At 62.9% G+C, this 11954-nt stretch carries 12 protein-coding genes; 4 read left to right on the top strand and 8 right to left on the bottom strand.

The window, feature by feature from the left end:
• The 6 genes from rhaM to AC27VQ_RS05410 all read right to left on the bottom strand — a co-directional run bounded on the left by rhaM (position 1) and on the right by AC27VQ_RS05410 (position 5781).
• Entirely contained in the window at positions 1-315 is a 315-nt protein-coding gene (rhaM, locus tag AC27VQ_RS05435) for an L-rhamnose mutarotase (protein ID WP_488715508.1), read from the bottom strand.
• Positions 316-318: 3 nt separating this feature from the next.
• Positions 319-1323, bottom strand: a complete 1005-nt coding sequence (locus AC27VQ_RS05430) for an ABC transporter permease (protein WP_488715507.1) — start codon at positions 1321-1323, stop codon at positions 319-321.
• Positions 1316-2302, bottom strand: coding sequence for an ABC transporter permease (locus AC27VQ_RS05425; RefSeq protein ID WP_488715506.1), 987 nt, complete (start codon positions 2300-2302; stop codon positions 1316-1318). The genes AC27VQ_RS05430 and AC27VQ_RS05425 overlap by 8 nt, the downstream gene beginning before the upstream one ends.
• Positions 2299-3822 carry a sugar ABC transporter ATP-binding protein gene (locus tag AC27VQ_RS05420; protein WP_488715505.1) on the bottom strand — a complete coding sequence of 508 codons (1524 nt, stop codon included), beginning with the start codon at positions 3820-3822 and terminating at the stop codon, positions 2299-2301. The genes AC27VQ_RS05425 and AC27VQ_RS05420 overlap by 4 nt, the downstream gene beginning before the upstream one ends.
• Positions 3823-3945: 123 nt before the next feature.
• Positions 3946-4932 (bottom strand): rhamnose ABC transporter substrate-binding protein, encoded by a 987-nt coding sequence (gene rhaS / locus AC27VQ_RS05415; protein ID WP_313528856.1) that lies wholly within the window; start codon positions 4930-4932, stop codon positions 3946-3948.
• A gap of 36 nt (positions 4933-4968) precedes the next feature.
• Positions 4969-5781, bottom strand: a complete 813-nt coding sequence (locus AC27VQ_RS05410; protein WP_488715504.1) for a DeoR/GlpR family DNA-binding transcription regulator — start codon at positions 5779-5781, stop codon at positions 4969-4971.
• Positions 5782-5980: 199 nt separating this feature from the next.
• Here AC27VQ_RS05410 and AC27VQ_RS05405 point away from each other — a divergent pair, with 199 nt between their 5' ends.
• The 3 genes from AC27VQ_RS05405 to AC27VQ_RS05395 all read left to right on the top strand — a co-directional run bounded on the left by AC27VQ_RS05405 (position 5981) and on the right by AC27VQ_RS05395 (position 9730).
• Positions 5981-8080, top strand: a complete 2100-nt coding sequence (locus AC27VQ_RS05405) for a bifunctional rhamnulose-1-phosphate aldolase/short-chain dehydrogenase (protein ID WP_488715503.1) — start codon at positions 5981-5983, stop codon at positions 8078-8080.
• A gap of 11 nt (positions 8081-8091) precedes the next feature.
• Complete coding sequence (rhaI, locus tag AC27VQ_RS05400) at positions 8092-9381, top strand: L-rhamnose catabolism isomerase (protein WP_488715502.1); 1290 nt, start codon at positions 8092-8094, stop codon at positions 9379-9381.
• A gap of 94 nt (positions 9382-9475) precedes the next feature.
• Entirely contained in the window at positions 9476-9730 is a 255-nt protein-coding gene (locus tag AC27VQ_RS05395; RefSeq protein WP_313528864.1) for a GlsB/YeaQ/YmgE family stress response membrane protein, read from the top strand.
• Positions 9731-9788: 58 nt separating this feature from the next.
• Here the strand turns inward: AC27VQ_RS05395 and AC27VQ_RS05390 are convergent, their stop codons facing one another.
• Positions 9789-10820, bottom strand: a complete 1032-nt coding sequence (locus AC27VQ_RS05390; RefSeq protein ID WP_488715501.1) for a hydroxyacid dehydrogenase — start codon at positions 10818-10820, stop codon at positions 9789-9791.
• A 111-nt stretch (positions 10821-10931) separates the two neighbouring features.
• Positions 10932-11216, bottom strand: a complete 285-nt coding sequence (locus tag AC27VQ_RS05385; protein ID WP_488715500.1) for a hypothetical protein — start codon at positions 11214-11216, stop codon at positions 10932-10934.
• A 109-nt stretch (positions 11217-11325) separates the two neighbouring features.
• On the opposite strand from AC27VQ_RS05385, the gene AC27VQ_RS05380 reads away from it, so the two are divergent.
• The gene (locus AC27VQ_RS05380) at positions 11326-11952 is read left to right on the top strand and encodes a ribonuclease D (RefSeq protein ID WP_298099560.1); all 627 of its coding nucleotides are present in this window, start codon (positions 11326-11328) and stop codon (positions 11950-11952) included.
• Positions 11953-11954: the final 2 nt, after the last annotated feature.

The following is an 11954-nucleotide window of genomic DNA, read 5'->3' as shown; positions in this document are numbered from 1 at the left end:
TCAGTCCATATGGAAGACGGTGACGAGCGGAACGGCGACGGGCTCGTTATCCGGCTTCGTCTGCATGATGTCGGCCATGTGGGCCCACCAGCGCTTCATGACGGGATGGTTCGGCAGGTCCGCCATGGTGTGATCATCGCGCCGCCAGAGCACGCCGAAGAGCAGGTTCGTCTCCTCGTCGAGATGGATGGAGTAATCGGAGACGCCCGCCTCTTTGAGGAGCGCAGACAATTCCGGCCAGATCGCATCGTGCCGCGCTTTATATTCATCTTGCATGCCGGGATTGAGCCGCATGCGAAACGCATATTTCTCCATGGCTCAATGGCTCCTGCGGCCACGGAAACGGCGATAGAGGATCGGCAGCGCGATCACCGAAATCAGCAGCAGGCCGATGAAGATCGACATGACGATGCCGGGCACGTTGAGCAGGCCGAAGCCGAAAGTCACCATACCCATGATGAGGGCCGCCAGCACGACGCCGGGAATGGTGCCGGAGCCGCCGAGGATGTTGACGCCGCCGAGCACGACCATCGTCACCACTTCCAGCTCCCAGCCGAGTGCGATGGAGGGGCGCGTCGAGCCGAGGCGGGCCGTCAGGCAGATCGAGGCGATGGCGGCCATCAGGCCGGTCAGCAGGAAGAGCACGAATTTCACCCGGCCGACGCGCACGCCGGAGAAGAGGGCGGCCGTCTGGTTGTTGCCGATGGCATAGACGGCGCGGCCGAAATTCGTCTTGTGCAGCACCACGCCGTAGATGACGGCAAGCGCAACGAAGAGGCAGAACTCGAACGAGAAGACCCACCAGACATAGCCCTGGCCGAACCAGGAGAAGCTGGCGGGATAACCGGTAAAAGCCTGATCGCCGAGGATGAGGAAGGACAGGCCCCGGAAGAGGCTCATCGTGCCGATGGTGACGACGATGGAGGGCAGGCCGAGGCCGGTGACGAGCAGGCCGTTGAAGGCGCCGCAGAGGAGGCCGGTGGCAAGACCGATCATAACGAGCGCGGGCGTATCGAAACCGAGCTGCACGGCGTAGCCCATCACCGTCGAGGTCAGCGCGATGATCGAGGCGACGGAGAGGTCGATTTCGCCTGAAATGATGACCAGCGCCATGGCGAAGGCGATCATCGCCTTTTCGGTGAAGTTGAAGGTCGCGTCCGACAGGTTCCACGGATCGAGGAAATAGGGCGAGGCGAAGGAGTTCACGAGGAAGATCGCCAGCGCCACGGCGACCAGCAGCGTCTCCCAGCTTTTGATGAGGCGCGCGCCACGGCTTTCCAGCCGGTCGGGAATGTGGCGTGCGATCGTCTGGACGTCAGCCATGGACGGCCTCCGCTTTCCTGAGAATGACCCGGCCCTTGCGCTTTTCGGCACGCGCATTGACGGCGACGGCGATGATGATGACCGTGCCTGATATCGCCATCTGGGCGAAGGGCGAGATGTTGATGACCGGCAGCGCATTCTTGATGACGCCGAGGAACAGCGCGCCGAGCACCGCGCCGCCGACCGAGCCGATGCCGCCGGCAATCGACACGCCGCCGATGACGCAAGCCGCGATGATATCGAGCTCGAAACCGGCGGCGATATCGACATAGGCGACGGCGTAGCGCGACACCCAGAGATAACCCGAAAGGCCGGCTAGCGTGCCCGACAGACAATAGGCGAGGAAGCGCGTGCGGCCGACATCGATGCCGGTATAGACGGCCGCATGCGGGTTGCCGCCGAGCGCGAAGAAGGCGCGGCCGAGCGGTGTGCGGCGCATCACGACGAGCATGATGGCGATGATGACCAGCGACAGCCAGGAGAGCAGCGGGAAACCGAGCAAAGTGGCACGCGGCAATGCCTTGAAGGCATCGCTCATCTGGTGCGCATTGATCCAAGCGCCGCCGGAGAGAAGGAAGATCAGGCCGCGATAGATGGTGAGCGTGCCGAGCGTGACGACGATCGGCGGAATGTCGAGCTTCCAGACGAGCAGGCCGTTGATCGAACCGAGAAACGCCCCGAGCGCGACCGCAGCAAGGATGATCAGCGGCACCGGTAGGCCGGGGAATGCCGCGTTCAGCATGGCCGCCGCCATCCCCGACAGGGCAAGGTTGGCGGCCATCGAGAGGTCGATGCAACGTGTCAGGATGACGGCCATCTGGCCGAGCGCCAGAATGATCAGGATCGACGTGTCATTATAGACATTGGCAAGATTGGCCGGCGCCACGAAGGGCGGGAAGCGGATGGCGATCAGCACGAGCAGCGCGATGATGGCGACGACCAGCAGCATTTCGCGGTTTTTGAGGAGAAGCTTCATCACGCGGCCTCCTGAATGCCGGCGGCGGCGCGCACGAGTTTTTCGGCCGTCAGCTCCGCGCGCTCGAAACGGCCGGCGATGCGGCCCTCGCGCATCACGATGACGCGGTCGGCCATGCCCATGATTTCGGGGATTTCCGAGGAGACCATGATGACGCTGAGGCCGGAGGCGGCAAGCTCGCTCATGAAAGCATGCACGGCGGCCTTGGAGCCAATGTCGATGCCCTTGGTCGGCTCGTCGAGGATGATGACCTTTGGCCGCGTCGCCAGCCACTTGGCGATGACGACCTTCTGCTGGTTGCCGCCCGAAAGCGTGCCGACATCCTGATCGAGCGATGCGGCGCGCAGATCGAGCCGCGCCGTATATTCCCGCGCCAGGGCAAATTCCTCCGCCATGCGCAAAAATCCCGAGCGCGAGGTGCGCGACAGCGAGGGCAGCGTGACGTTCTGGAAGATCGGCAGGCCGATGATCGCGCCCTGCCGGCCACGTTCTTCCGGCACATAGACGATGCCGGCTTCGATGGCTTCGGCCGGCGAGCGGATGACCTTGATCTCGCCATCCAGCCGGATCGCGCCGGCCGACGGCCTGGTGATGCCGATCAGCGACTGCATGAATTCCGAGCGGCCGGCGCCGACGAGACCGTAGAAGCCGAGGATTTCGCCGCGGCGCAGCTCGAAATTGATGTCCTCGAATTCCGTCGGGTGACGATAGCCGGAGACGGTGAGCACCGGCTCGCCGATGGCGACCTCCTGCTTGGGGAACACCTGCCCCACATCGCGGCCGACCATCAGGCGCACCAACTCGTCCTGCGTCGTTTCCGATATCAGCCCCTCGCCCACCATGCGCCCGTCGCGGAAGACGGTATAGCGGTCGGCGATGCGCAAGATCTCGTCGAACTTGTGGCTGATGAAGAGGATCGCCTTGCCGTCGGCCTTCAGCCGGTCGACCAGCTCGTAAAGCTCGTGGATTTCCTTGTGCGACAACGCCGCCGTCGGCTCGTCCATGATGACGACGCGCGCATCGATGGAGAGCGCACGCGCGATGGCGACGAGGTGCTTGTTGGCGATGCCGAGGTCGCGCAGGCGGATCGACGGGTCGAGATCGGCACCGACGCGCGACAGCAGCGCGCGCGCATCCGCATTCATCTTTTTCCAGTCGATGAGGCCGAAGCCGTTGCGCGGGGCATGGCCGAGAAAAATGTTTTCCGCGACCGACAGCTCGTCGAACAGCACGGTCTCCTGATGGATCGCCGTCACGCCGGCTTTGGCGGCAGCATTGGCGGTCGGGAATTGGGTCTCTGCGCCATCAACACGGATGGTGCCCTCGTCGGGCTGATAGATGCCGGTGAGGATTTTCACCAGCGTCGACTTGCCGGCCCCGTTCTCGCCGACCAGCGCCGTCACCGAGCCGGGATAGAGCGAGAGCGAAACGTCCGACAGCGCGCGCACGCCGGGAAAGGATTTCGAGATCCCCTCGAGCGCGACGGCGGGCCTGGTCCGCGATATGGTCGTGTCCTGCAGCAAGTCTCGGTCCACCGGAATTTCGGTTACAATCGCCCGGCCACCGGCATGGCCGGTTCGGGCAGGATCAGCATGTCACGGAGAATGCCCCTCCCCCAGAGGGGAAGGGGCGGATTTCTCGCAAGATCAGAAGATCTTGGCGAATTCCTCGACGTTCTTGGCGTCATAGATGAACGGATCGGCCATCGCGCCTTCGTTCTTGTCGTCGAGCTTTACGGTGCCCATGCGGCCCATCTTCAGCTCCGCGCCGGGCTTGGCTTCCGCGCCGCCGATCAGGTCGTTGGCGATCATCGTTGCGGAATAGCCGAGGTCGATCGGGTTCCAGATCGCGAAGGACTTGGAGGCGCCCGACTTCACGTGACCGGCCATTTCCGAGGGAAGGCCGAGGCCTGTGACGTTGATCTGGCCGATCTTGCCGGCGTCGGTGACGGCCTGGGCGGCCGCGACGATGCCCACCGAGGTCGGCGCGATGATCGCCTTCAGGTTCGGATGCGACTGGATGAGGCCCTGCGTCTCACGATAGGACTTGTCGGCAAGGTCGTCGCCATAGACAGTCGCCACGACATTGATGCCCTTGTAGTTCGGCAGCACCTTGTTCATTTCCTCGATCCAGACGTTCTGGTTCGTCGAGGTGGCCGTGGCCGAGAGCACCGCAACGTCGCCGCCCTCGGGCAGGTTGTCGGCGGCGAGCTTGATGATCATGTTGCCGATCAGCGGGTTCGACGACGGGTTGAGGTGCATCAGGCGGCCTTCAGGGGCGACGCCGGAATCCCAGGAGATGACCTTGATGCCGCGGTCCATGGCCTTCTTGAGGGCCGGTACCAGCGCGTTGGTGTCGTTTGCCGAAACGGCGATGGCGTCGACCTTCTGGGCGATCAGCGAATTGATCACCTCGATCTGACCTTCGGCGGTCGTCGTCGTCGGGCCGGTATAGATGACCTCGACATCGCCGAGTTCCTTGGCGGCTTCCTGCGCGCCCTTGTTGGCGGCTTCGAAGAAGCCGATGCCGAGCGCCTTCACGACAAGCGCGATCTTCTTGGTTTCCGCCTGCGCGGTCGCCATCATCGCGACCGAAACGGCCGCCGTCACGAGTAAGGTTTTCAGAATTTTCACGTCATTTCCTCCCAGTGAAAAATCAACCCTCCGGCCTCATGCCGATGAGGATGCAGTCTCCGATTTGGCGCTTGCCTGAACGTTCGCGACGATCAGGTTGACACCGGCCTCCTCCAGCATCGCGGCATCCCTGTCCTCGATGCCCGAATCCGTGATGATGGTGGCAATGCGCTTCAGGCCGCACAGGATGAGGCTGGAGCGCTTGCGGAACTTGGTGGAATCGACCAGCACGACGAGCTCGTCGGCCTGATCGATCAGCTTCTGCTCGGCCTGGATGAGCAGCGGATCGGCCTCCATAAGGCCGAGCGGGCCGATGCCCTGCGCACCCATGAACATGCGGCGCGCATAGAAATTGCGCGTCACGTCATTGTCGAAGGGGCTGAGCACGATGTTCTGCTCGCGATAGATCGTGCCGCCGGACAGCATGATCGTGTTCTTCGAATGCTTCAGCAGGTGTTCGGCGATGTTGAACGAGTTGGTGAAGACCTGCATGCGGCGGTTGGTCAGGAAATGCACCATCTGGAAGGTGGTCGTGCCACCATTGATGATGATCGGATCGCCGTCTTCGCAGAGCGCCACCGCCTCCTTAGCGATCGCCTGCTTCTGGCGGGTGTTCAGCGTCTCGTTGACCGTGAAGGGCCGGCCGGCAAGACCGACGAACTGCGGGGGATGCAGGGCTTCCGCCCCGCCGCGCACCCGGCGCAGCTTCTTCTGCACGTGCAATGCCGCGATGTCGCGCCGGATCGTCGCCTCGGAACTGTCGGTCAGGTCCACAAGCTCGGGCACGGTCACGACCGGCTTCTCCTGAACCGCGGACAGAATGATCCGATGTCTTTCCTTCTCGTGCATGGCTCCTCCAGTGCTCGCAATGCTTCCATCAGGATCGCGCATTGTCAATCACAATCAATCATATTTTTTCATTGTGCAGTGCAATATGATTGTTTTTGATCGTTTATGATTGACATCGGCAAAAATCCCGTGTGATCTGAAAGCATGCCGTCGAGCGCCGCGATAGGTGCGCCACGAGAAATACCGGGAGGAAATGCCGATGCTGGAAAAGAACCAGGGCGCACGCCTTGCAAACCTGTGGGATGACGCCAAGGCGTCGGCCATGAGCGAGCCCGAGCGTCTGCTCTATCGCTCCAACCTGCTCGGCTCCGACAAGCGCATCACCAATTACGGCGGCGGCAACACCTCGGCGAAGGTCATCGAGAAGGATCCGCTCGGCGCCGGCAATGTCGAGGTGCTCTGGGTCAAGGGCTCGGGCGGCGATGTCGGCACGATCAAGATGGACGGTTTTGCCACGCTCTACATGGACAAGCTGAACGCGCTCAAGGGCCTCTATCGCGGCCTCGAGCATGAAGACGAGATGGTGGGCTATCTTCCCCACTGCACCTTCAACCTCAACCCGCGCGCCGCCTCCATCGACACGCCGCTGCATGCCTATGTGCCGAGGAAGCATGTCGACCACATGCATCCCGACGCGATCATCGCCATCGCCGCCGCGAAGAATTCGCGCGAGCTGACCCAAAAAATCTTCGGCGACGATATCGGCTGGCTGCCCTGGAAGCGCCCCGGCTACGAACTGGGCCTGTGGCTCGAAAGATTCTGCCTGGAAAACCCCAATGCGCGCGGCCTCGTGCTGGAAAGCCACGGCCTCTTCACCTGGGGCGATACGGCTAGGGAATGCTACGAGACGACGGTCGAGATCATCAACAAGGCGATCGCCTGGTTCGAGGCGAACAACACGGCCCCTGCCTTCGGCGGCGCGGTGAAGCCGGTTCTGGCGCCGGCCGAACGCCGCGCGGTCGCCGAAAAGCTGATGCCGGTCATTCGCGGCATGATCAGCAAGGACGAAAAGAAGGTCGGCCATTTCGACGACAGCAGCGCCGTGCTCGACTTCGTCACGGCAAAGGACCTCGCCCCGCTCGCGGCGCTTGGCACCAGCTGCCCGGACCACTTTTTGCGCACGAAAATCCGGCCGCTCGTCGTCGATTTCGATCCGGCCAATCCTGATATCGACAAGACGCTGGCCGGTCTGGACGATGCCGTCGCCGTCTACCGCGCCGACTATGCCGCCTATTACGAGCGCTGCAAGCGCGCCAACAGCCCCGCCATGCGCGACCCCAATGCGGTCGTCTATCTCGTGCCCGGCGTCGGCATGATCACCTTTGCCAAGGACAAGGCGACGGCGCGCATTTCCGGCGAGTTCTACGTCAACGCCATCAACGTGATGCGCGGCGCGTCCGGTGTCTCGGACTATGTCGGCCTGCCGGAACAGGAAGCCTTCGACATCGAATACTGGCTGCTGGAGGAAGCAAAACTCCAGCGCATGCCGAAGCCCAAGAGCCTCGCCGGCCGCATCGCGCTGGTCACCGGCGGCGCCGGCGGCATCGGCAAGGCGACGGCGAACCGGCTGATGGCGGAGGGCGCCTGCGTGGTGCTGGCCGATATCGACGAGACCGCTCTTGCCGAAGCGCAGAGCGAGCTTGCCGGCCGCTACGGCAAGGATGTCGTGCGCTCGGTCACCATGAACGTCACCGACGAGGCGCTGGTCGCCAAAAGCTTTGCCGATACGCTGGTCGAATTCGGCGGCCTCGACATTCTCGTTTCCAATGCGGGCCTCGCCTCCTCCGCCGTCATCGAGGACACGACGCTCGAACTGTGGAACAAGAATATCGGCATTCTCGCGACAGGCTACTTCCTCGTCTCGCGCGAAGCCTTCCGCATCTTCCGCCGGCAGAAGGCGGGCGGCAACGTCGTCTTCGTCGCCTCCAAGAACGGCCTTGCCGCCTCCCCCGGCGCCTCGGCCTATTGCACGGCGAAGGCCGCCGAAATCCATCTCGCCCGCTGCCTCGCGCTCGAAGGCGCCTCCGAGCAGATCCGCGTCAACGTGGTGAACCCGGATGCCGTGCTGCGCGGCTCGAAGATCTGGTCCGGCGAGTGGAAGGAACAGCGCGCGGCGATCTACAAGACCGACACGGAAGGTCTGGAGGCGCTTTACCGCGAGCGCTCCATGCTCAAACTCTCTGTCTTCCCGGAGGATATCGCTGAGGCCATCTACTTCCTCACCTCAGACATGTCGGCGAAATCGACCGGCAATATCGTCAATGTCGACGCGGGCAATGCCCAGTCGTTCACCCGCTGAGGATTTTTTCGATGACGATGATTTCCGAGGATGTGGTGGCGCGCGAGAACGACAAGCGTCTCGCCGACCTGAGAAGTGACTATGACCATCTCGGCGCGCAGCTTGCCCGCCGGGGCATCGATATCGATGCGGTGAAGAACAAGGTCGCGGCCTATGCTGTCGCCGTGCCCTCCTGGGGCGTCGGCACCGGCGGCACGCGCTTTGCCCGCTTCCCCGGCGACGGCGAGCCGCGCAATATCTATGACAAGCTGGAGGACTGCGCCGTCATTCAGGAACTGACGCGCGCGACGCCGACCGTCTCGCTGCATATTCCCTGGGACAAGGTTTCGGACCTGAAGGAGTTGAAGGAACGCGGCGCGGCGCTTGGCCTCGGCTTCGACGCGATGAACTCCAACACCTTCTCCGATGCGCCGCAGCAGGAGCATTCCTACAAATACGGTTCGCTCTCCCATGCAAACGCCGGCACGCGCCAGCAGGCCGTGGAGCACAATCTGGAATGCATCGCCATCGGCAATGCGCTCGGCTCCAAGGCGCTGACGGTGTGGATCGGCGACGGCACCAACTTTCCGGGCCAGGCGAATTTCACCAAGAGCTTCGAGCGCTATCTCGATGCGATGAAGGCGATCTACAAAGGCCTGCCCGACGACTGGCGGCTCTTCACCGAACACAAGATGTACGAACCGGCCTTCTATTCGACGGTCGTGCAGGACTGGGGCACCAATTACCTGATCGCGCAGGAACTCGGCCCCAAGGCCTATTGCCTCGTCGATCTCGGCCACCATGCGCCGAACGTCAATATCGAGATGATCGTCGCGCGCCTCATCCAGTTCAAGAAACTCGGCGGCTTCCATTTCAACGATTCGAAATATGGCGACGACGACCTCGATACCGGTTCCATCGATCCATACCGTCTGTTCCTCGTCTTCAACGAACTGGTCGATGCGGAAGTGCGCAAGGCCGAAGGCTTTGCGCCGGCGCATATGCTGGACCAGAGCCACAATGTGACGGACCCGATCGAAAGCCTGATGCGCAGCGCCACCGAAGTCTGCCGCGCCTATGCGCAGGGCCTCATCGTCGACCGCGCAGCATTGGCCGGCTATCAGGACGGCAATGACGCGCTGATGGCGTCCGAAACGCTGAAGGTCGGCTTCCGCACCGATGTCGAGCCGATCCTCGCCATGGCACGGCTGGAATCCGGCGGGGCGATCGACCCGGTCGCGACCTACCGGGCTGCCGGCTACCGGGCGAAAGTTGCGAGCGAGCGACCGGCAGTTGCAAGCGGCGGCGGCGGCATCGTGTGAGCGGCGTAAGAGAAGTTTTCAAAGCCTCTTGCTTTCCGGAAAACCGCTGCCAGATTGGGCGGTGACAGAATGATACTGTCAAAGGGAGCACTCCATGGGCATTGAAAGCATTCTTATTTTTCTCCTTGTCGGCGCCATTGCGGGCTGGCTTGCGGGCCTTATCGTCTCGGGTTTCGGCTACGGCCTCATCGGTAACATCGTCGTCGGCATCGTCGGCGCCTTTATTGCAGGGTTCCTTTTTCCCCGGCTCGGCTTCTCGATCGGCGGCGGCATACTGGCTGCAATCATCAACGCCACGATCGGCGCGGTGATCCTGCTCGTGCTCATCAAGGTCATCAAACGCGCCTGATCCCACGCGCGTGAAACCGACAAGGCCGTGGCGATCTCGCGCCACGGCCTTTTTCGTTTCAGTTGACGCTCACCGGCTTGGAGCGCATGCGCGAGACCGTCTCGCGCTCGGCCCGCTTGCAGCGCATCGGCGGCAGGCCGCGATCCATCAGCGCCATATCCTCCAGCACCATTTCGCCCATCTTCTTGAAGGCGCTGTCGAGCGCGCCGGCGCGATGGGCCGAGCGGACGAAGCCGGAGAGTTTTCGCACCGGATGATCGGCCGGCAGCGGTTCTTCCGGATAAACATCGCTCGCCGCAACGATATGACCGCGCTGCACCGCAGCCACCAGCGCCGGGAAATCGACCACATCCGCCCGGCTGAGCAGGATGAAGGCCGCGCCCTTGCGCATGGACGCAAACGCTTCAGCATCGAGAAAGCCCCTGTTCTCGCTCGTCACCGAGGCGACGACGAAGACGAAATCGCTCATTCCCAGCACCTCGGAAAGCGAGGCCGGCTCGACGCCCGCCTCGCGCAGGATCGACGGCGGCAGCCAGGGATCGAAGACGCGGATTCTCGCACGGAAGCCCGAGAGAACACGATTCAGCGCCCGGCCGAGATCGCCGAAGCCGACAATGCCTATCTCCGAGCCGGATAAAAGACGGGCCGAGGCATTGCCCTCGCCGCCCCACAATTCACGGCCCTCGCGGAAGGCGACATCGGCATCGATCACGCCGCGCGCAAGGTTCAGCGCCATGGCAAGGCCGAGTTCGGCGACCGGCTCGGCGAAGACCTGCCCCGTCGTCACGACGTGGATGCCGCGCGCAAACAGGATATCGTAGGGCATGTTGTTGAGGAGATTGCTCTCGACATTCAGGATGGCGCGCAGATTGGGCATGCGGCCGAGCGTTTCCGCCGAAAGCGGCGGCTGGCCGATGATATAGCGTGCCTCTGACAGTACGGCATCGCCGAGCCCGGCAATATCATCGGGATCGGCCTCGACGATGCGATAGGTGCGGCGCAGTTCCGCTTCTGTCTGTGGCGTGAAGATGAGATCGAGCGTGCGCGGCTCGGGCGCGCTGATCACCAGCGGCATTGTGTTGTCGGTCATGGCTCCTCCGGATATGCGTCCACGCTGTGGTAGCACGGGCGTGAGAAGCGTGCGACCTGGGTGCTCCCGCAATTCCGGACGCAAAACCGCTGCGCACTTTTGCTGGATTGCTTAGTACCCCAGACCGCGCAGGGCACGCACGCTGGACGGTGGCAGCGCCGTGCCGCTTGCGGTTATGCCGTTCTGTTCGCAGACATACATGTTGCGCGGCATCCAGCGGAAATCGCGATCACGCGCATACCCTACCGTCGGCTCGCACGCCACCTGCCCCTTGCTCTTGTATTCATCGGTGGCGTCGCTCGGCGTCACGCCGGGCAGGTCCTTGAACACCTGTGCCTGACTGCCGGCGGCGGACAGGAGGAGGCCCAGAAGGGCAAGGGTGGCTCGTGTCTTCATCTTTCCATCCGGCTGAAGCCGGCCTTTCGCAATCCACAAAGAGATACCGCCGGCCGGCGACATGCGCTATAGGCCTGCGAGCATTCCAATTGGTTAGATGGGGTTTTTCATGGCAAGTGCAATCCGGTATCACGAAGGTGACATCTCGGCGGCCGATGCGGCCCGCTATACCGGGGCGATCGCCATCGATACGGAAACGCTCGGCCTTATTCCGCGCCGCGACCGGCTCTGCGTCGTCCAGCTTTCCTCCGGTGACGGCTCCGCCGATGTCATCCGCATCGCCGCCGGCCAGAAGGAAGCCCCCAATCTCGTCGCCATGCTGGAAGACCCGAGCCGCCAAAAGATCTTCCATTATGGCCGTTTCGACATCGCGGTGCTGTTCCACACCTTCGGCGTTACCACGACGCCGGTCTTCTGCACCAAGATCGCCTCGCGCCTGACGCGCACCTATACCGACCGCCACGGCCTGAAGGAAAACCTCAAGGAGATGCTCGACGTCGACATTTCCAAGCAGCAGCAGTCGTCCGACTGGGCCGCCGAGACCTTGTCACAGGCGCAACTCGAATATGCCGCCTCCGACGTGCTGCATCTCCATGCCCTGCGCGACAAGCTCATGGCCCGCCTCGTCCGCGACGGCCGGCTTGCCCATGCCGAAGCCTGCTTCACCTTCCTGCCGACGCGCGCCAAGCTCGATCTCATCGGTTGGGAAGAGACCGACATCTTCGCCCATAGCTGAGG

Source organism: Shinella sp. 20P9.1.1, from assembly GCF_057798995.1.
The sequence above is the reverse complement of the archived record's forward strand: the minus strand, read 5'-3'. Positions and strand labels throughout refer to the sequence as shown.